15 protein-coding genes and 1 other RNA gene are annotated in these 22,297 nt (G+C 45.6%); 8 read left to right on the forward strand and 8 right to left on the reverse strand.

The genetic code is table 11. The features are described 5' to 3' along the window. Nucleotides 1–69: 69 nt before the first annotated feature. The 7 genes from VB073_RS00365 to rnpB all read right to left on the reverse strand — a co-directional run bounded on the left by VB073_RS00365 (nucleotide 70) and on the right by rnpB (nucleotide 7,353). A complete protein-coding gene (locus tag VB073_RS00365) occupies nucleotides 70–1,296 on the reverse strand; it encodes a cysteine desulfurase (RefSeq protein WP_323402147.1) in 1,227 nt (408 codons plus the stop codon). A gap of 203 nt (nucleotides 1,297–1,499) precedes the next feature. Continuing rightward, the gene (gene sufD / locus VB073_RS00370; RefSeq protein ID WP_323402148.1) at nucleotides 1,500–2,840 is read right to left on the reverse strand and encodes a Fe-S cluster assembly protein SufD; all 1,341 of its coding nucleotides are present in this window, start codon (nucleotides 2,838–2,840) and stop codon (nucleotides 1,500–1,502) included. Nucleotides 2,841–2,852: 12 nt separating this feature from the next. Then, nucleotides 2,853–3,596 carry a Fe-S cluster assembly ATPase SufC gene (sufC, locus tag VB073_RS00375; RefSeq protein ID WP_323402149.1) on the reverse strand — a complete coding sequence of 248 codons (744 nt, stop codon included), beginning with the start codon at nucleotides 3,594–3,596 and terminating at the stop codon, nucleotides 2,853–2,855. A 215-nt stretch (nucleotides 3,597–3,811) separates the two neighbouring features. Continuing rightward, nucleotides 3,812–4,576 carry an ABC transporter ATP-binding protein gene (locus VB073_RS00380; RefSeq protein WP_323402150.1) on the reverse strand — a complete coding sequence of 255 codons (765 nt, stop codon included), beginning with the start codon at nucleotides 4,574–4,576 and terminating at the stop codon, nucleotides 3,812–3,814. A gap of 13 nt (nucleotides 4,577–4,589) precedes the next feature. Further along, nucleotides 4,590–5,339, reverse strand: a complete 750-nt coding sequence (locus VB073_RS00385; RefSeq protein WP_323402151.1) for an ABC transporter permease — start codon at nucleotides 5,337–5,339, stop codon at nucleotides 4,590–4,592. Between the two features lie 76 nt (nucleotides 5,340–5,415). Further along, nucleotides 5,416–6,975 (reverse strand): YihY/virulence factor BrkB family protein, encoded by a 1,560-nt coding sequence (locus VB073_RS00390; RefSeq protein WP_323402152.1) that lies wholly within the window; start codon nucleotides 6,973–6,975, stop codon nucleotides 5,416–5,418. A 15-nt stretch (nucleotides 6,976–6,990) separates the two neighbouring features. Further along, an RNA gene (gene rnpB, locus VB073_RS00395) (RNase P RNA component class A) lies at nucleotides 6,991–7,353 on the reverse strand. A 200-nt stretch (nucleotides 7,354–7,553) separates the two neighbouring features. Between rnpB and VB073_RS00400 the strand changes: the two genes are divergently transcribed. Then, a complete protein-coding gene (locus VB073_RS00400; protein ID WP_323402153.1) occupies nucleotides 7,554–9,758 on the forward strand; it encodes a GH92 family glycosyl hydrolase in 2,205 nt (734 codons plus the stop codon). Here the strand turns inward: VB073_RS00400 and VB073_RS00405 are convergent. Continuing rightward, nucleotides 9,746–10,600, reverse strand: coding sequence for a LytTR family DNA-binding domain-containing protein (locus tag VB073_RS00405; protein WP_323402154.1), 855 nt, complete (start codon nucleotides 10,598–10,600; stop codon nucleotides 9,746–9,748). The two genes, VB073_RS00400 and VB073_RS00405, sit on opposite strands and share 13 nt — an antisense overlap. A gap of 206 nt (nucleotides 10,601–10,806) precedes the next feature. On the opposite strand from VB073_RS00405, the gene VB073_RS00410 reads away from it, so the two are divergent. The 7 genes from VB073_RS00410 (at nucleotide 10,807) to VB073_RS00440 (ending at nucleotide 22,267) form a co-directional block, all read left to right on the forward strand. Beyond that, complete coding sequence (locus VB073_RS00410) at nucleotides 10,807–11,922, forward strand: DUF6051 family protein (protein WP_323402155.1); 1,116 nt, start codon at nucleotides 10,807–10,809, stop codon at nucleotides 11,920–11,922. A gap of 184 nt (nucleotides 11,923–12,106) precedes the next feature. Beyond that, nucleotides 12,107–13,255, forward strand: coding sequence for an efflux RND transporter periplasmic adaptor subunit (locus VB073_RS00415; RefSeq protein WP_323402156.1), 1,149 nt, complete (start codon nucleotides 12,107–12,109; stop codon nucleotides 13,253–13,255). A gap of 1 nt (nucleotide 13,256) precedes the next feature. Further along, a complete protein-coding gene (locus VB073_RS00420; protein ID WP_323402157.1) occupies nucleotides 13,257–16,439 on the forward strand; it encodes an efflux RND transporter permease subunit in 3,183 nt (1,060 codons plus the stop codon). After that, nucleotides 16,426–17,835 carry a TolC family protein gene (locus VB073_RS00425; RefSeq protein WP_323402158.1) on the forward strand — a complete coding sequence of 470 codons (1,410 nt, stop codon included), beginning with the start codon at nucleotides 16,426–16,428 and terminating at the stop codon, nucleotides 17,833–17,835. Before VB073_RS00420 ends, VB073_RS00425 begins: the two co-directional genes overlap by 14 nt. A gap of 225 nt (nucleotides 17,836–18,060) precedes the next feature. Further along, a complete protein-coding gene (locus VB073_RS00430) occupies nucleotides 18,061–19,698 on the forward strand; it encodes an FAD-dependent oxidoreductase (protein ID WP_323402159.1) in 1,638 nt (545 codons plus the stop codon). A gap of 121 nt (nucleotides 19,699–19,819) precedes the next feature. Next, entirely contained in the window at nucleotides 19,820–20,845 is a 1,026-nt protein-coding gene (locus tag VB073_RS00435) for a sugar phosphate isomerase/epimerase (protein ID WP_323402160.1), read from the forward strand. Nucleotides 20,846–20,866: 21 nt separating this feature from the next. After that, nucleotides 20,867–22,267 carry an arylsulfatase gene (locus VB073_RS00440; protein WP_323402161.1) on the forward strand — a complete coding sequence of 467 codons (1,401 nt, stop codon included), beginning with the start codon at nucleotides 20,867–20,869 and terminating at the stop codon, nucleotides 22,265–22,267. Nucleotides 22,268–22,297: the final 30 nt, after the last annotated feature.

Here is a 22,297-nt window from a genome sequence, read left to right on the forward strand (position 1 = left end):
GATTATCTGTTTCTTATCAAATTATTGAACGGTTGAATTGTTACATTCACACATCTCAAATCCTAAATCTCAAATCCCAAACATTTTCACAATCCGCTTTATACCTTTCAACAGGAGATCGATTTCCTCCCCGGTATTATAAAAAGCGAAAGAAGCCCGAACAGTACCCTCCACACCCAGTTCGCGCATCAGAGGCTCGGCACAGTGGTGCCCGGTACGTACGGCGATCCCCATCTTATCGAGCAGGGTACCCATATCGTAGGGGTGAATACCGTCTACCAGAAAAGAGATAACACTGCTTTTATTTCCTGCATTCCCCAAGATGCGCAACCCCGGCACGGTGAGCAGTTTATCGGTAGCATAGACCAACAATTCATGTTCATAACGATCGATATTCTCCAATCCGAGAGAAGAGACATAGTCGATTGCAGTGGCCAATGCCGCTGTTCCCACAAAATCGGGAGTACCTGCTTCAAACTTGAACGGCAGACTGTTGAAAGTCGTTTTTTGAAATGAGACCGAAGAGATCATTTCCCCGCCTCCCTGGTATGGAGGAAGGGCGTCAAGCCATTTTTCCTTACCATACAATACACCCACGCCGGTCGGGCCATATACCTTATGCGAGGAGAAAACCAGAAAATCGCAATCGATTGCTTGCACATCCACTTTGCGATGTTGTACACTTTGTGCAGCATCGATCAGTACGGGGATATTATGTCGATGCGCTATCTCCACGATTTGATCGATCGGGTTGACCGTTCCCAGTACATTCGAGATATGGGCGACGGCTATCATTTTAGTGCGGGAAGTAATTTTTTTCTCCAGTTCATCCAGGAGCAATTCACCTTCCATATTGATTGGCACCACAACCAGCTTCAGGCCCCAATAGTCGCATTGCAATTGCCAGGGAACAATATTGGAATGGTGTTCCATGGCAGTGATCAACAACTCGTCACCTTCGCTACAGAATTTCCGACAGAACGATGATGCTACTAAATTGATCGACTCCGTGGCACCACGGGTAAAAACGATCTCATTAGGAGAAGCCGCATTGATAAATTCCTGCACCCTCCTACGTGAAGCTTCATGTTCATCGGTCGCCGCCTGGCTAAGAAAATGTACTCCCCTGTGCACGTTGGCATTCACAGTGGTATACATCTCGTTGATCTTATCCATTACGCACTGCGGCTTCTGTGTAGTAGCAGCATTATCGAAATAGACCAACGGTTTCCCGTATACCTCTCGCGAAAGTATCGGGAAATCGGCACGTATTTTACTTATTTCGAGATTTTTCAATTGAGTTCCAGTTGGATTTCAGTAATTATTCGGTTGTTATTCGATTGTTGTTCAGTAATTATTCGGTTGTTGTTCAGTTGTTATTCGATTGTTGTCCGGTAGTTACTATCGAATAACATGAACGAAGTGAATGAATAACTATTGAATAACGCGAAGCGAACAACAGCGAAGCTGAATAACCACTGAATAACGGCAAAGCCGAATTATTTACATCCTTCACAATTTCCACAACGCATCAATTGTCCACGGAAACGCTTGTCGATGAGGGAAACCATCCGATCCTGTAAGACCGGAATACGAATCATATCCACCACGTCCCGAGTGAATGCCACCATAAGTAACAGACGGGCTTCTTCCTTGTCGATACCTCTTGCACGCATATAGAACAGGGCATCTTCATCGAGTTGTCCGGTAGTAAGACCATGGGAACATTTTACATCATCAGCATAAATTTCAAGCTGCGGTTTGGAAAACATCTGCGCTTTGTCCGACGATACCAGGTTACGATTGGTTTGGTATGCCTGGGTTTTCTGCGCATCTTTCTCCACTAATATTTTCCCGCAGAATACGCCGGTTGACTTATCTTTCAATACATTCTTAAAGAGCTCATTGCTGGTACAGTTGGGTACTGCATGATCGAGAAAAGCAAAGTTATCGATATGTTGCGTTTTATCGCAGATAGCCAAGCCCCCGGCATGGGCCTCGGCATGTTCGCCCAAAAGCCGGAAGCGGTAGTTATTACGTGTATATCCGTTGTGAAGCGTGATTCCGCAGGCAATCACCTTGGATTTCTCCTTTTGCTCACTGAAGAAGTTGCTCAACCGTGTCACCTTCTCCGAATTTTCCTCAAGTTCGTAGAAATCCACCTGAGCCGATGCGGCAGCAGAGATTTCGGTCACTTGTGTCACTACAAAATGTACATCGTCGACGGCATGATCACAGACCAGCACCTTCACCTGCGCATTTTCTTCCGCGATAATCAGTATCCGCCTGTTTACGTTCAGGTCTACACCCCCACGCAAAATATTGATTAACTGCAACGGTTTTTCTACCACCACATTTTCCGGCACATACACCACAAAACCGTCCGGGGCGAACATGGTATTATAAGCCACCACCCCGTTATCAGCCATATCGGCAATCCTGGCGTAATTGGCATCGAACTGAGCAGGATACTCTTTGGAAAACTGCTGCAGACTACCTACGAAAACATCGGCGGGCAATCCCTCCGTTTGTTCTACTTTATCGTAATACCTGTCATTGATCAGAAAGTAGGTATGCGTAGAAAGGTTGGGAACATCACACTTGAAAGTATCATAAGGATTGACCGGAACGGGAATATTCCGCAGGTTCAACCCCAGGTCAGCATCAAAAGCACGTACGATATTTGAATGTTTATATTCTTCCAGCTTGGAAGAAGGAAATCCTTTCTGTTTAAATATGTCGAAAGCTGCATCACGGTACCTGTTCATTTCTTCCGAGGAATTAACATCCAGTTCACCGCGATACTGCTCAAACAGATCTATATATTGTTGTTCAATCATTTTATTCAGGGGTTACGGCCTTATCAGCCAGTCGTATCCTTTCTTTTCGAGTTCCAGAGCGAGTTCCGGTCCACCCGATTTGATAATTTTACCGGCATAGAGGACATGCACGAAATCGGGTCTTATATATTCCAACAGACGTTGATAGTGAGTGATAAGGATCGTTGCATTCTCTCTGGTCTGCAACTTATTCACTCCGGCAGCGACCACTCTCAGTGCATCGATATCCAGTCCGGAGTCTGTTTCATCGAGGATGGATAACAGTGGATTAAGCATCGCCATCTGAAATATCTCGTTCTTTTTCTTTTCACCTCCGGAGAAACCCTCATTCACAGAACGGCTCACTAACTGGCTATCTATACCCAACAGTTCACGTTTATCGCGCATCAACTTCAAAAAGTCAGTGGCTGAAATCGGTTCCTCATTCCTGTATTTTCGTTGCTCATTGACCGCAGCTCGCATGAAATTAACCATACTCACCCCGGGGATCTCCACCGGATATTGAAAGCTTAAAAATATTCCCTCGCGGGCCCGGTCTTCGGGTTCCATCTCCAGCAATTCATTCCCTTTAAAGAGAATACTTCCTCGTGTAACTTCAAATTTCGGGTTACCTGCTAACACAGAAGCCAGAGTGCTCTTCCCGGATCCGTTCGGTCCCATGACCGCATGTACTTCTCCGGCATTCACTTCCAGATCGATCCCTTTCAGTATCTCCTGCTCTTCGACTACTGCATGCAGGTTCTTTATCTTTAACATATTGTATATTGTTTATTATTATTTGCTCGTTTCGATCACGTTATTCTATTGTTATTCACTCGCTCCACTCGTGTTATTCAGCTTCGCTGTTATTCGTGCTTCGCACGTAATGCAACTGAATCACAACCGAATTACCACTCAATAACTACCAAATTACTATCGAATTACCACTGAATAACTACTGAACAGTAACAACGTTGTCCGTGAAATTGTTCTTACCCCTTCTCCTCTTCGGCCTCTTTGATCTTTTTGAAAAGGTCGGAAGCAAAGACAAAATCGTTCAGTTTTTCATTATCCGTGCCCATCACTTCCGATTTATTCCCCTCCCACTCCTTGACTCCTTCATTGATGAAGATCACTTTATCACCTATATTGATCACCGAATTCATATCGTGTGAGACCACGATGGTAGTCATCGAGAAATCTTTTGTCAGGTCATAGATCAACTCATCGATAAGTTGCGAGGTCTTCGGATCAAGGCCGGAATTAGGCTCGTCACAAAAAAGATATTTCGGATTCAAAGAGATGGCTCTCGCGATGGCCGCACGCTTCTTCATGCCACCACTGATTTCCGAAGGATAAAGGTGGGCTGCATCCAACAACTCCACTCTCTCCAGACAGAACTCAGCCCGTTTTTTACGTTCCCTCTTGTTCTTCCTTGAAAACATATCAAGAGGAAACATCACATTCTCAAGTACTGTCCTTGAATCAAAGAGTGCTGCTCCCTGAAAGAGCATTCCTATATCGCGGCGAAGACGTCTTAACTCTCTTGATTTTAGTCCGATAAAATTTCTCCCGTCATAACGTATCTCACCAGAAGTAGGTGAGATCAAACCAACCAGACATTTCAACATGACAGTCTTTCCCGAACCGCTCTTACCGATGATCATATTGACCATCCCGGTTTGGAAAGCAGCATTGATATTATCAAGGACAACTTCACCGTCAAATTCCTTCCTCAGATTCTTCACTTCTATCATAACGGCATTTCTTTTATCCCAGGGCCAACTGTGTGAAAACCAAATCCCATACCAGTATCAACACGCTATTGATCACCACCGAGTTGGTGCTGGCCTGTCCTACTTCCAATGCTCCTCCTTTCGCATTATAGCCAAAATAAGCGGCCACCGACGCGATAATAAAACCAAACATCATCGATTTCACAATAGAATACCATATAAGCGACTCCCTGAAAAAAGCCTGGATACCATACACATAAGTATCCACCGATGGAATTCCCAGCACCTGACAGATGATGTAACCGCCTACCAGGCCCATGAACATACTAAAGACTACCAATACCGGCATAAAAGCCACGAATGATGCAATCTTGGGGAGTATCAAATAATTGGCCGAATTGACACCCATAATATCCAACGCGTCAATCTGCTCGGTAATACGCATCGTACCTATTTCCGAAGCTATGTTAGAGCCAACCTTACCGGCCAGGATAAGACACATGATGGTAGATGAAAACTCCAGCAGGATGATCTCTCGCGAAACCGCACCAACCGTGAACCGCGGCAACATCGGCGAATCGATGTTCAACCCGATCTGCAATACGATAACGGCTCCTATGAAGAAAGAGATAATTACCACGATCCAGATGGAATTCACACCTAAGAAGAAGACACCTTTCATGAATTCCTTCATGAATTCACTCATCTTATCCGGGATAGTAAGCACTTTCTTCAACAACAGTGCATATTCTCCGACACTTTCTATGGAACTGATAAAACTCATGTGGTCTACTGGAAAAGTATTATATTGCTATAACATGCAAAGATAATCATTTTATTTTTCTTCCGGTTAAGACAGTTTATAGATCTTTCAGCAGGAGAGTGCTGTTTCCATTGAGCAACCCCTCACGCGTATTCATTAACGCTTCCCAATGCTCCTGGAAATCCCCGTCGATATCAATCATGAAGTCTTCGGATCCCTGCTTGTCCAATTCGGAAACCAGACGGCCTACGGTTATCACGTTGATATCAATCGCGGGTTGAAAAGCCGGTACACGCTCATCCACATCAGAAGGGGTCACCGAAATAATTTTCAATTCAACCAACTGATCGAGGATGTCATTGGTAAGCCGTCCGGGCACCTTACATCTGACAGATACCTGATCTGCTGTGAGCGGTGGCTTTTCATCTGCAAAACGTTGTACGATTTCCGATGCGATCATCAATGTGAAGAAATCCCTGTAACGGCGGCTGATATTTCGTGTCTCCTTTTCAAATGAGAACTTTCGTACGTTCTGCGCCGCATAGGAGACCTCTGCGCCGATCAGCACGATAAACCATGACATCTGGATCCACAATAACATGAGAGGAATAGCTGCAAAAGTACCATAGATGGCGTTATAGCGGGTAATCCACATCTGTCCGCTCAGGTAGAGCATCTGGAAAAACTGAAATGCTGTTCCTGCAACAATTCCTGCTATCAAAGCATTCAGGAACTTCACTTTTGTATTGGGCAGGAACTTATAAAGCGACGTGAATAGGAGTATCATCACCACAAAGGGTACAATATCAAGCAAGCGCGGGATAAAGGGATAGAGTATATAAATAATCTTAAGCGTATCGTTTTGCGGATAGCTTAAAATGTTCAACGCATTGACCAAGATAAAGAATATAGGCATAAAGAGCACCATGGCCGTATAATCGGTCATTTTGCGCCCGATAGCTCTTCCTTTGCGGATTTGCCATATCTTATTCAGATTCCCTTCGATATCGTTAAAAAGGACAAGGATAGTATAGAGGAACAGCAGGATACCTATCCCCGCAAAGACACCTCCTCCTTTCGCCTCTTCAAGAGAATTGTCGATGATACCGAATAAAAGGTCGAGAAATTCTCGTGTCCGACCCTCTGCCGACACTTCTTCGGCAGATATTTCAGGAGAAGGAGGCATCGATGTTACTATAGTCTCATCCGCCCTGTAGATTGTATCCACATTCCTTATTTCCGGAACGATGGTTGGGGTAATATCGGATCCGGGACCCGGAGCGGCAACCACAACCTCTTCGGCGGGCCTGTTGCCCAACATGAAGTTGAAGATACTGCTTTCCATGATATTCTCAATGCCAAACCCGCGGGCAATGGCAAAGATGATAGCCATTAACGGTACAATGGAGAGAAGAGTTCGATAGGTAAGTGAACGGGCGCTAGCCGCAATATCCAGTTCCTGCACATTCCTGACGGTGAGGATGATCGTCTTTATGGCATCATAAAGAATATTCTTCTTGCCGGAGAGCGTCTCCGGATTTTGGCGCCAGATATCATATGAGAGGAAATGGATCAGATCCTTGATTCTGATCCTTAACTGCTCAAGCCTCCCGGGCCGTTCTTCTTCCGGTTCGTATCTTTTCCTTTTTCTCGCCATGATCTTTTTTTATAAAAAAGCAGCCGGTCTGTAAGCCGGGTTCTGTATTCCGATAAATCGGAATGTTTGTCATTTATCTACGGCAAAGTGTCACCACTCACCTTTAGCGGCCTACCCCTCGGCATCGGGCGAGCAACCCTAAAAATCCGATATACATGGCCTTGCAACCCATAATGCGTACGGCGCACCACATTACTGCAGCACCCGGTGAGCTCTTACCTCACCTTTTCACCCTTACCCCGGCTCCGGCCGTGGCGGTCATTTTCTGTTACGCTTATCTGCCCTCACAGACAGCTTCCCGTTAGGAAGTATGGCGCTCTGTGTTGCCCGGACTTTCCTCCACGACAAGAATGTCGTAGCGACAAACCGACCTGCTGCTACTGCAAAAGTAATACTAAATTAATGATTTAATAATAGATTCGCCGTTTTTTTAGCACCTGGGTTATCATACAATCATTCCATTTTCCTTGTCTGGTATCCGGAAAAAATCACTCTATACTATTGATAAAACAGAAGAGATTGCTTTCCTTTGTGATAGAATCCTTTTTATTGGTTTAGTCAATATAAAAATAAGTTTTATGTGTAATATAAAATATTTATTGCTTTCCATTCTCCTTCTTGCCGGTTTGTCCTCTTTTGCCCAGTCAACCCACAAACAACCTGTCGACTATGTGAATCCTTATATGGGCAATATCAGTCACCTGCTGGTACCGACCTATCCGACGGTACATCTTCCCAACAGTCTCTTAAGGGTATATCCCGAAAGAGGCGACTATACCTCCAACAGGATATTGGGGTTACCTGTCATGATATCGAGCCACAGGGGCCGGTCGGTATTCGGATTAAGTATCCAATACGAAGGTGAAAGCTTAAAATCAAACAAGTATTACACCTACGACAATGAGATCATCAAACCCTATTATTACGAGGTAGACCTGGATGAAGCCAATGTACATGTGCGTTTCGCACCTTCCCATCAATCGGCAATTTATGAAATAGCACCCAATGCGGACAAAGATTTCTATCTGGTACTGAGCTCTTCTAATGGCGAACTGTCCGCAGATGGGGGAAATATCTCCGGTTATCAGGAATTGGGGGGTTCTCCTACCAAAATTTATATCTATCTGGAAACCGATGCCAAGCCACTGAAAAGTGAAGTAATACCCTCTGAACGTGAAAGAGAAAAAACGATCGCATTCAGGTTTCCTGCCAAGAGTAAGGTGGTGGTGAGGTATGGCATATCCCTGATCAGCCGGGAACAAGCAGAGAAAAATCTGAGAAGAGAAATAAAAACGTTCAATGTGGATCAGATAGCTGAAGCAGGCAGGAATATATGGAATGAAAAGTTAAGTAAATTGTCCGTTACAGGTGATGAAGAGAGAAAAGTAATCTTCTACACCTCGCTCTACCGTACTTATGAGAGGATGGTAAATATATCGGAAGATGGCAACTATTTTAGCCCTTTCGATGGGAAAGTACATAGTGATGAGGGACGTGCCTTTTATAATGACGACTGGATATGGGATACCTACAGGGCCGTTCACCCATTGCGGATCCTGATAGAACCCCGGATGGAAAGCGATATGGTGCTCTCTTTCATCAGAATGGCGGAGCAGATGGAGAACATGTGGCTGCCTACCTTCCCCGAAATCACGGGAGACAGCAGGAGAATGAATTCCAACCATGGCGTGGCAACTATTCTTGACGCCCATGTCAAAGGACTGAAAGGATTCGATTTGGAGAAAGGATATCTCGCAAGCAAGAAAGCAATTACTGAAAAAACACTGGCTCCCTGGTCCTCCAAGAAAGCCGGGATATTGGACCAATTTTATAAAAGGGAAGGATACTTCCCGGCATTGGGTGTGGAAGAAGAAGAGACCGTACCTGAAGTACATTCGTTCGAGAGACGGCAACCGGTAGCGGTTACTTTGGGCACCGTATATGATGAATGGTGCCTAGGCCAATTGGCAAAAGCACTGAACAAAAAAGAGGAGGCAGACTACTTTTTAGCGCGTAGTAAAAATTACAGGAAAATATTCAATCCTGAAACCAAATTCTTCCATCCCAAAGACAGTAGTGGTAATTTCATACACCCTTTCGATTACAGGTATTCCGGAGGGATAGGAGCAAGAAACGCATACTCAGAGAACAACGGATGGGTCTACCGTTGGGATGTGCCCCATAATGTGCCCGATCTCGTCGAACTGATGGGAGGAGAGGACGCTTTCTCCAATGCGCTGGACGATATGTATAATACTTCGTTAGGCAAATCGAAGTATGATTTTTATTCCCAAATCCCTGATCATACTGGAAATGTCGGTCAATTCTCCATGGCCAACGAGCCATCCCTTCATATTCCCTACCTGTACAATTATGCCGGTCATCCGTGGAAAACGCAGAAAAGGATCCATACACTTATCGATCAATGGTTCCGGAACGATTTGATGGGTGTCCCCGGAGATGAAGACGGAGGCGGATTGTCGGGCTTTGTTGTCTTTTCCATGATGGGATTCTACCCTGTAACACCGGGATCACCAATATATGTTATCGGTAGTCCGATGTTTGAAACAACCATCATCGATTTGGGAAATAAGAAAGTAAAATTGACTTGCAGGAACTATTCCATTGAAAATAAATACATCCAGTCGATGAAAATCGATGGTAAAGCATGGAATAACTCATGGATAGGCCATCAGGAGCTGATCAATGCGGATCTGATTGAGTTTACGATGGGAAAATATCCCAATAAGAATTGGGCTGCAAACCCCATTCACATCGAATAATGCGAGAATTTATGCATAAATGATTCGTAATAGGTCCTGGAGACAGGGATATCGGGAGTACGCTCCTCATCCAGTTCCAGGACGATACCCCCTTTTATCTTTTTCAATATCTTCACCTTGTCCATATTGACGATATAAGAGCGGTGACAACGGACTAAAGGAGTATCTTTTGTAAGATGTTCCTCCATCCATTTCAGCGAGTTACGTAAAAGGAATTGCGACACACCCGATTTATTCAGGTAGTAGATGGTGGCATAATTATCGGCAGATTCGATAAAGAGCAGATTTTCCAACATCACCGATATTTTCAGATCACCCTTCTCATCGGGGAAGGCGATTAATATTTTGGCACGGACTTCGGCAGATTTTTCCTGCTCGATATGCTCCAGAAGCGTGCTTTTCTCCTTCCAGGAGAAATAGAGCCAGGTGATGGCGTAAGGTAAAAGCAATACCAATGCCGTATTGATAAGGCTCTGCCGGAAAATTTCGGAGATATCCCTCTCGATCCCGTCTTTGGGGAAGAATTTTGCGAAGAGGGTGTAGAAGATAGCCATCGCTATGATCTCGCACACTATCCACAAAGCATATTGCCAATATAAAATATCTCTCCTTTTAGAGTAAGCCGTGAGAATCACCCGGCTGATTACCACTACCAGCATACCGGTCAGGATAATCAGGCTGGAAAAAGCAAAATACTTGATGTCGGATACATCGGGATACCAGTCACGGGATCCGAACGGTTGAAAAAGATTGATAAACAGCAAGGCAAAAAGAGCGGTAAAAACAATCGTCTTTATACTGTTTTTCTTTTCATACAAATATGCAGGAATCTTTTCGTCCATCGTACCATGAATTTAAATTTCCATCCGGTACAAAAGTAAATTTTTATTGAGGATTAACCAAAATAATCCGATTTTCCACTCTTTTTTTCACCCCTGAATAGACGATTTCACCCCATATATGCGATTCCGTCCCATTTTCGTTGCACTTTTCCCTTCGATTTGCAAACAAGATGAAAAGCCTCTTTTTTTGCTGAAAAAAGTGCATTATGACAAAATACGACGAACGCTATACTGCACTGAACAACAGCTTCAGGCAGGGAATAGACAGCCGGCTGGAAGAGACGAACATTGACATACGTTTCTTCCGTTTCCACAGTCTTTCGGGTGATGAGAAGGGTGGTACATTACAAGATAGGGATAGCAACATATCCGAGAATTTCACATTTGAATACCCGGTTTTCACGCCTTCGGGTAAATCTAAACAGGGGGAAGCGATCCTGCTCTTACATGGGTTAAACGAACGGAATTGGAATAAATACCTCCCCTGGGCAGAATTTTTATGTCTCCATACCGGCAAGCCGATCATTCTTTTCCCTATCGCCTTTCATATAAACCGTGCACCGGTGACATGGTCGAATCCCCGCAGTCTGGTCAACCTGCTGAATTTCCGCAAAGAAAAATATACCGACGATCGTACTATCAGTTACGCCAACGTAGCACTGAGCGACCGTATCAGCCAAAGCCCAGAACGGTTTTACCTGTCCGGAAGACAGACCTGGGCAGACTTGACGGTACTGTTCGAAGAGATAAAAAACGGAATCCATCCTCTTTTCAAAGATGCCACAAAGATTGATATCTTTGCCTACTCTATCGGTGCTTTTCTGTCACAGGTCGCACTAATGGCTAATCAAAAAGGACTTTATTCGGATTCCAGGCTATTTATGTTCTGCGGAGGAAGCATTTTCCGTTCGATGTTCGGCATTTCCAGAAGCATCCTGGACAAACCGGCCTTCGAGAAGCTACAGCAATATTACATCCATCATTTTGGATATGAGGCTACTCCAGTATGGGAACGGGATAACGCTTTCAATGCTTTCCTTCAGATGATCACTCCCGAGAGGTTCCGGCCCGAACGTGAGAAACTATTCGGCAGTCTCAAAGAAAGGATCAGGGGGATCGCCTTGTCCAATGATATGGTGATTCCTTATCACGGCGTATTGGAGGCATTGGGTGAAAAGAATGCGGAATCGACTATCCGGTTACTCGATTTCCCGTTCGATTATACACATGAAAATCCTTTTCCTCACAATACAAAGGATATTGGATCTCTGAACAGCGCATTTACAAACGTTTTTTCGCAGGCAGCCCAATTTTTGGCGTAACCTACATATTAAAACCAATTATTCATCGAATATTATAGGCGATTCGTCGATTTTTTTTGCTAAACCAAAAAATTATACCTTTTTTTGTGCTGCTAAAAGGGATTAGGAGATCTATTCCCCTATTCATCTTTTTTAGAATTTAGGTTATTCATCACTTCATGCGATGTGAAATCGTTACTTATTTATGAATTGTAAAATTAAAAAAAACACCTATCTCCTTTCATCGGCATTTCTGGCAATACTATTCACCACTGCCTGTGGAAACAAATCAAAAAATGAAGGTAACATGCCTCCCGCACGGGTTTATCCCGTACAGGAGCTCACACGGCAAACAGCGGTACTGGAATCGGTATTTCCCGTTACATTGAAAGGGGAAGAAGATGCTGAGATTAAACCCCGTGTGAATGGATATATCGACAAGGTCTATATCGAAGAGGGTACTGTCGTAAAAAAGGGGCAGGCACTGTTTTCGATTAATTCCCCTACGTCTGAACAAGATCTGGCTTCAGCAAAATCAGCGTTGGAGAGAGCAAACGCCAACCTCAACACGGCCCGGTTAAATGTGGAGCGCATCCGTCCTCTTGCCGAAAAGAATATCGTCAGCAGTGTACAACTCCAAACCTACGAGAATGCCTATACTGCGGCAGAGGCAGCACACAATGAAGCGGAGGTAGCGTTAAAAGCGTCAAGGGCCACTTCCGGCTGGACCACTGTTACCAGCCCGATCGACGGTATAGTCGGCTCCATTCCCTACCGCAGCGGAAATATGGTGACCAATGCAACCACATTAACCACCATTTCAAAGACCCACACGGCATATGCTTATTTTTCGCTGAACGAAAAGGCACTGGCATCATTATTGGAGACTCTTGAAGGAGAAACCCAGGCTGAAAAAATAAACAATATCCCCGAGGCCACTCTCCTTTTGGCAAATGGCAGCGTCTATCCCGAAAAAGGGAAGATAACAGCCATCTCCGGTATTGTAAATTCCCGCACAGGTTCGGTGACCCTCCGCGCGAATTTTCCCAATAAGGATGGTATGCTGAGAAGCGGTGCCAGCGGAAGAATATCTATCCCCAGAGAGTTGAATGATGTTTTCGTCATACCACAAAAGGCCACTTTTTCCCAACAGGATAAGGTGGTACTCTACAAAGTGGTCAGAGATGCGGCCAATCAAAACGATTCCACCGTGCAGACCATCATCTCGGTGCTTCCGTTACCCGATGGTAAACATTACGCCGTAACCTCAGGTTTGTCGGGAGGAGACAGGATTGTAGTGGACGGAATAGCCACATTGGGCAATGCGCGAAAAATAGTAATTGAACAACAATAATATGCTGAAAATATTTGTAGAAAGACCGGTGCTTGCCACCGTCATTTCGATTCTTATAGTCGTGCTGGGGATAATAGGCCTGGTCACACTTCCGGTAGAACAATATCCCAACATTTCCCCTCCCACCATACGCGTGTCGGCCAATTACAGCGGGGCAAGCGCGGAAGTGGTGATGAACAGCGTGATCATACCGTTGGAAGAGCAGATCAACGGTGTGGAAGGAATGACCTATATGACTTCTACTGCCACGAACAGTGGTTCCGGAAGTATCACCGTATATTTTGAGCCGGGGGTTAATCAGGATATCGCCGCCGTAATGGTACAGAACAGGGTAAGCCAGGCAACATCCCTTCTTCCGGCGGAAGTTACCCGGTCAGGAGTGAGTGTTGCGAAGCAGCAGAGCGGCAACGTGTTGACCATCTCCTTGTCGTCGACCAATCCGGATCACGACCAGGCGTTTATCCAGAACTATACCGATATCAATATCCTTCCGCAGGTAAAGCGCGTGATGGGTGTGGGAGATGCCAGCGTAATGGGTGCAAAAACATACTCGATGCGTATCTGGCTCAATCCTAACCTTATGGCTTCCTACAATCTTACTCCTTCTGAAGTGCAGGCAGCCTTAAACGACCAGAATGTGGAAGCAGCCCCGGGTTCAATCGGGCAAAACAGCGACCAGTCATTTGAATATTCACTGCAATATACGGGAAGATTAAAATCGGTAGAAGAATTCAAGGATATCATTATCCGCTCCCAGGACGGGCACATACTCCGTTTGGGTGATGTGGCAGATGTTGAATTGGGTGCCCTGTTTTACGCGGTAATGTCGGCAACCGACGGCACCCCTTCGGTGGTGATGCAGGTAAGCCAGATCGCTGGCTCCAATGCCACCGAACTGATCAATAATATAAAAGCGACGCTCGACGAAGCTTCAAAGACGTTCCCTCCGGGCTTTAAGTTCGTCTATATGTCGGACGCCAGCGAATTTTTGGATGCTTCCATCTCCAAGGTCGTCTCGACTTTCTTTGAGGCTTTCATCCTTGTATTCCTGGTTGTCTTTGTCTTTCTGCAAAGTTTCCGGTCTACTTTGATACCTGCCATAGCTGTCCCGGTAGCCATTATAGGTACTTTCTTCGTGTTATGGATGATGGGCTTTTCCATCAACCTGTTGACGCTGTTCGCCCTTATCCTTGCCATCGGTATTGTGGTGGACGACGCCATAGTAGTGGTAGAGGCGGTACATGCGCAATTGGAGAAGGGAGCCAAAAATGCGAAAGAAGCAACTTTGCTGACACTGAAAGAGATAGCCCCGGCCATTATATCCATTACGTTGGTGATGGCATCGGTATTCATTCCGGTCAGCTTTATCGGCGGGACGAGCGGTGTCTTTTACAAACAATTCGGTTTGACGCTAGCAGTCGCCATTTTTATTTCGGCAATCAACGCACTTACATTAAGCCCCTCGTTGAGCGCCCTGTTGCTTACCTCACCCCACACGGAAGAGGCAGAAGAAAAGAAAAATATATTCAAGCGTTTTACGGCATGGTTCAACAAGTGGTTCCAGAAACTGACCGATCAGTATGAGAAAACGCTGCATTTCCTGGGGAAGAAAAATCATCGCTGGATAACCGCAGTAATGATCGGGGTATTCAGTTTGGCGCTTTTCCTATTGATGAAGACTACCCCCACAGGGTTTGTACCCCAGGAGGATAGCGGATCGGTGCTTTGTATGATCACCCTGCCGCCGGGATCATCGCTGGAGAGGACCGACTCGATGGTACATCATGCATATGAAATTGCAAAAGAGATTCCGGAAGTGGCACATATTTCAAGTATCAGCGGTGTCAACTTTATGAGTGGTCTGGGCAGTCCTTACGGCACACTCATCATCAAGCTGACGCCCTGGGAAGAACGCAAGCGAACCGCGTCCGATATCGTCACTGTCTTAACACAAAAAACAAGTTCTATTATCGGGGCTTCGTTTACGGTCTTTAGTTCTCCTACCCTGAGAGGATTTGGCTTGAGTAGCGGTGTAGAGTTAAAGATGCAGGACAGGACAGGGGGGAATATCTACGATTTCTTCCATGTCACACAGGATTTCTTGGGCAAGTTACAGGCTACGGATCAGATCCTGACCGCTTATACTACGTTCAACCCCAATTTCCCGCAAAAACAAATCGATGTGGATGTGGCCAAAGTGAAGGAATCGGGCTTACAAATGAGCGATATCTTATCCACCTTGCAAATGTATATCGGTAGTATGTACACCTCCAACTTCACGTTGTACGGAAAACCCTACCGTGTGATTATACAGGCTTCACCGGAATATCGCAAGAACATGGATAACCTGAATGCTCTCTTTGTAAGGACGGCGTCAGGCGAAATGTCACCTATCACTGAATATCTGACAATAACCGACTTTTCCGGACCACAGTCCTATACCCGCTATAATATGTACACCTCGATGGACGTAACTATTATTCCCAACTTCAGTGAAGGATACAGCACCGGGGATGTGATCAATCTTGTCGACCGGATGGGAACGGATGAGCTACCGGTAGGATATGGATTCGAATATACCGGGATGACCCGTGAGGAGGTCAGCAGCGGTAACCAGACATTGCTTATCTTCCTGATATGCTTGATATTCGTTTATCTCCTCCTTTGTGCCCTTTATGAAAGCTATATCATACCCCTTGCCGTTATCTTCTCGCTCCCGGTAGGTCTGGCAGGCGTATTTATCTTCCTGAAACTATTCGGCGTGACACAAGGTATTACAAACAATATATACGTCCAAATCTCGCTTATCATGCTGATCGGTTTGCTGGCTAAAAACGCCATCCTGATTGTGGAATTTGCCATCCAGCGGCGAAAACAGGGTATGAACATCGTGGAGGCTGCCGTCAAGGGTGCTGTCGCCCGTTTGCGTCCCATCCTGATGACCTCGTTCGCATTCATTGCCGGTCTGACACCGCTGTTTTTCGCTACCGGAGCCGGTTCTATCGGAAACCGATCCATCGGTATCAGCGCTATTGGAGGTATGTTGATCGGAACAGTACTGGGGGTATTGATTATTCCTTCACTTTACATCATCTTCCAGACAATGCATGACAAATTCGCAAAATCGGGCATAGTGAACATAAGTGATGACACTATAAACAAATCAATCGATGAACAGAAATAAAAATATATTACTGCCAATTTTCACCGGGATCATCTTTCTATTTTTGGGATTATCCTCCTGTCAGGTGCTGAACCGATACCAAACACCGGAAATAGATACGTCGGGCCTATACAGAGAGAGTCATTCCGACGACACAACCACCATTGCCGATATCCCCTGGAGAGAGTATTTTACGGACGAATATCTGATTGGATTGATCGAAGAGGGTCTACAGAACAATGCTGATTTACAGGTGGCGGTAACCGGCATCCGTCAGGCTGAAGCAATTCTGAACATGGCACGTGCAGCCTATTTCCCCACGGTATCACTCACAGGACAGGTGACGAATACGACAAGGAGCGACGCCAATAAAACATTGGGTTATAACTCAAACAACGTCACATTAGGAATTGCCGCATCATGGGAACTGGACCTGTGGGGAAAACTCAACCGGCAATCAAAATCGAAATATGCACTGTTCCTGAAAAGCCATTCTTACAGGAATCTCATCCAGAGTTCTCTCATCGCCAATATCGCCACTTCTTATTACTCTTTACTGGCACTCGACGAACAACTGCGCATCACTACGGAAACGGTCAAGATACTGGAGAAAAACGTGGAGACGATGATGTCGTTAAAGGAAGCGTGGATACAAAATGTAAATGAGGCCGCCGTAGAACAAAGCCGTGCCTTGATGTTAAGGACAAAACTGAGCACTTATGATCTTGAAAGTGCCATCCGTCAGTTGGAAAACGGAATTTCCGTGATGCTTGGACGCAAACCGGGGACCATCGAACGGTCGTCATTCAATGCACAGACTGTCCCCGTGAAGTTGGAAACAGGTGTCCCCGCACAGTTACTGGCAAGACGTCCCGATGTGATGCAGGCAGAAATGGACTTCCGTTCTGCTTTCGAATTGACGAATGCGGCACAGGCCAGTTTTTACCCCTCCGTCACGTTGAATGCAGGTTCGATGATAGGTCTCGCAGCACCGGGCTTCACCGGTTTTTTCAGCAGGGAGAATCTACTGGCCAATGTGATCGGGGGATTAACCCAACCCATCTTCAACAGAGGGCAATTGAAAGGAAACCTGAAAATTGCAAAGGCTCAACAGGAGGCAGCCCTGATCTCTTTCAGGAACAGTGTCCTAAGGGCGGGGCAGGAAATCTCGGATATCCTCTTCTCTTATGAATCATCCATCAGGAAGAACAGTATACGCCAGGAACAAATTATCTCCACACAAAAAGCGGTAGAATATACGAAAGAGTTACTGATCGCCAATGAAGCCAATTATACCGAAGTGCTTATGGCAGAACAGAACTATCTCTCAGCACAACTCAGCGAAGTCAGCGACAAACTCGAGCAATTGCAGTATTCAGTCAATTTATACCGTGCATTGGGAGGGGGAGCAGAATAATATTCCAGACCTATAGCCATCTTTATAAAAAGATAATCGGCTGTTAAATAATAACCAATTTACCTGGTTATTATTTTTTTTTGTATTTTTGATTTTTAATAAATCAAAAAACACCAAAAGATTTATTCCATGTATGCTCCCTTTACATACAAGCCCTCACTGAAAAAGGTATATCATCCCTTCCATTCAGGAATAAAACACACTGCATGTCAATCAACCCTAAGAATGACAGCTAAGTTAGTCTTACTCCTGCTCTCTGCCTCTTTTTCTTTTGTATCCTGCCATAGAGATGGAGTAAACGCTGACGTAGTTATTTACGGGGGCACTTCGGCAGCCGTAATTTCAGCGGTAGAGATAGCCCGATCCGGAAAAAGTGTGATCATTGTTTGTCCTGATAAACATTTGGGAGGACTGACCTCCGGAGGATTGGGATTTACCGATTCAGGCAATACCTCCGCCATCGGTGGGCTCGCACGTGATTTTTATCATCGGGTATGGCTCCACTATAACGACTCCACTTCATGGAAATGGCAAAAGAAATCAGAGTACGGTAATAAGGGACAAGGTACTGTGGCGATGGACGGTGAAAACAGGACAATGTGGGTTTTCGAACCCCATGTGGCTGAAAAAATATTTGAAGATCTTATCCGTGAGAATAAAATTCCGGTTTACAGGGATGAATGGCTCGACAGGGAGTCGGGAGTTGAGGTTGACAATCATAAGATCATGTCTATTACCACCCTTTCCGGTAAGAAATACAAGGGAAAGATGTTTATCGATGCTACTTATGAAGGTGACCTGATGGCGTCTGCCGGTGTCACCTACACGGTAGGAAGGGAACCTTGTTCACAATATAATGAGAAGTGGAACGGTGTACAGGCTGGCATATTCCATCACGGACACTATTTCAAAACCCCTATCGATCCCTATACGATTCCTGGGGATTCTTCCAGCGGCCTTCTTCCTTTTATATCCAACGAACCGATAGAACCCAATTGCACAGGTGACAATAAGATACAGGCCTATTGCTTCAGGTTATGCATGAGCAATCATCCCGAGAACAGGGTCCCTTTCGAAAAACCGGAAGGATATGACCCTGCCGATTATGAGCTTCTTGCCCGGGTTTTTGAATCAGGCTGGAACGAATGGTTTTCAAAATATGATATTATCCCCAATAAAAAGACAGATACGAACAATCACGGCCCTTTCAGTACCGATTATATAGGAATGAATTATGACTATCCACAAGCATCCTACGCACGGCGCAAAGAGATAATTGAAGAGCATACAAACTACCAAAAAGGGTTACTTTACTTTGTTTCGAGCGATGAACGAGTACCTGAAGAGGTGAGGAACAGGATGCGAACCTGGGGACTTGCGAAGGATGAATTTGCCGATAATGGCAACTGGCCCCATCAGTTGTATATCCGTGAAGCACGAAGGATGATCGGCAGCTATGTCACTACCGAAAACGAAGTCCTCGGAAAGGTTCAGGTAGCGGATCCGGTGGGAATGGGATCCTATACCATGGACTCCCATAATGTGCAACGTCATGTCACTGCAGAGAGATATGTACAGAATGAAGGAGATATCGGCGTACATCCCGATAAACCTTATAAGATATCTTATGGTTCAATCGTTCCCCGGAAAGAAGAATGTACAAACCTGCTCGTACCGGTTTGCCTTTCATCCAGTCATATCGCTTTCGGCTCGATCAGGATGGAACCGGTATTCATGATCCTCGGGCAATCGGCAGCGGCGGCAGCGGTATTAGCCATTGACCAGAAGGTCAATATACAGGATATCCCCTATGATCAACTGAAACAGATATTACTCGCTAAAAATCAGATCCTACAGAATTAATCTCAAAATGATAAAATAAAAAAATAATCGTATGAAACGAGCATGACAACTGTTCTCACTCAAGAACATGACTAAAAGCGAGTTCCATACGACACCATTGAATATAAATAATTTTAGTCGTATGAAAAACGAAAAAGAGACTTCCCACAAATTATCAAGAAGACAATTTCTTGGTACTACTGCTGTGATTGGCACAGGAGCACTATTTCCTTCCGTTCTTACTTACGGAAGCAACTCCAATCGGGTAAATACCGGTAATATATCTGACCAGCTTCCCGACTCTCAATTCGCCGGTGTACAGATTGGTGCGATCACTTACAGTTTCAGGGACCTGCGAGGAGGATTGGAAGCAACGCTTAACGCTTGTATTGAAGCCGGCTTAAGTTCTGTAGAATTAATGGGTACAGGTGTGGAGGACTATCTCGGTGCACCGAAGTATCCCGTACAACGCCGTCCCACCCAGGAAAACCCGATCACCGACCAGGAAAAGCGTGCCATCACTCAATACAACAATGAATTGAAAGAATGGAGGAAAACACACGGTACCATAGAAGCATATACTCAACTCCGTAAGAAATTCAACGATGCCGGAGTGAATATCCACATCTATAAATGGACTGCCGGAGAAACCGAAGAGGAGCTCGACTATTCATTCAAGGTGGCCAAGGCGCTCGGGGCTATCGGTATCACGGCTGAACTGAACGAAAAAAATGCCAGATTGTTAGGACCGGCGGCAGAAAAGAACGGCATGTTCGCCATACTTCATAATCACTCCCAATATGCAGAACGGGGCTTTGATGTGGATAAGCTTCTTTCCTACTCCTCCGCAAACCGGTTGAATTTTGATGTAGGCCATTATTTCGGTTCCACGGGGTTGAATCCTGCTGATTTCATCCGTAAATACCATACCCGAATCGCGAGCCTCCACCTCAAAGACAAAACCGGTTCCACCAACGCCACACAAAGGGATGCCAACCAGGTATGGGGACAGGGGGAAACACCACTCGCCGAAGTCCTTCACCTCATACGGGATCAGAAATTGCCGATCTATTGTGATATTGAACTCGAATATGCGGTAGCTCCCTGGTCCACTCCCGTAAAAGAAGTAAAGACCTGTAAGGAATTCTGCCGCCAGATACTGATATAACGATGGCAAAGGAGTGATAATATGAAAGGAACAATCTTTGCTGCCGGGATCTCTCTGGCGACATTAACCCCGCTCACAGCCCAACAAAAGCCGAATGTGGTGTTTATCGTTACCGATGATTTGGGTTATGGCGACCTGAGTTGTTATGGTCAGGAGAAATTTCAGACACCCAATATCGACCGGTTGGCGCTTGATGGTATCCGGTTTACACACTCCTATTCGGGTACCACCGTGAGCGCTCCCTCGCGTGCCAGCCTGATGACCGGCTTACATACCGGACATACCCCCATCCGGGGAAACAAAGAGGTAAAGCCCGAAGGTCAGTTCCCACTACCGGAAGGAACTGTCACCCTATTTCATCTCTTCAAGAAGGCAGGATACGCCACCGGCGCTTTTGGCAAATGGGGACTGGGACAACCCGGTTCCGAAGGCGATCCTAACCGGCAGGGAGTGGACGAGTTTTACGGATACAACTGCCAGCTCCTGGCACATAATTATTATCCGGATCATCTATGGCACAACCAGACAAAAATAGTATTCCCCGAAAATGAAAACGGACAATTCGGGGCTTATTCGCAAGACCTTATCCAGGCAAAGACGCTGGAGTTTATCGATAACCACGGCAAGGACCCCTTCTTCCTTTTTGTTCCCATAGTGCTTCCCCACGCGGAACTGGTGGTACCGGAAGACTCTATCATCCGGAACCTGAGAGGAAAGTTCGATGAAAAACCCTATAAAGGTACTGACTCGGGACCTGCTTTCCGAAAGGGAGGTTATATGTCGCAGGAATACCCCCGGGCAACCCATGCTGCCATGGTAAAGCGTATTGATGCGTATGTGGGACAAATCATCGGGAAACTGAAAGAGAAAGGGGTATATGACAATACACTGATCATATTTACCAGCGACAACGGTCCCCACCGGGAAGGAGGCGCTGATCCAGACTTCTTCAATAGCAACGGCGTTTACCGAGGATACAAACGTGACCTGTATGAAGGCGGTATCCGCGTGCCGACAATCATTTCATGGCACGGGAAAATCGCTTCCGGTAAGGAGAGCAACTTCACCTTTGCATTCTGGGATTATATGCCCACGTTTGCGGAACTGCTGAAAGTGGGTTCACCGAAAGACAGTGATGGAATTAGTATCCTGCCTACTCTGCTCGATAAAGGTAAACAGAAGAAACACGATTATTTCTACTTCGAGTTTCAGGAGTTGGGTGGTCGACAAGCAGTCATACAAGGGGACTGGAAACTGTTGCATCTCGATATCCGGAACGGAGGAAAGTATGAACTCTATAACCTCGCCTCGGACCCCTCGGAGAATCATAACCTGATCGACCTCTACCCCCGAAAGGCAACCACGTTGAAGGAGATAATGAAGAAAGCCAGGACAGACGATCCCAACTGGCCGCTCTTCTAAGGAGTTGATTCAATCCTATGCAGACAATCG

The organism is Proteiniphilum sp. (assembly GCF_034927365.1).
Lineage (GTDB): Bacteria > Bacteroidota > Bacteroidia > Bacteroidales > Dysgonomonadaceae > Proteiniphilum.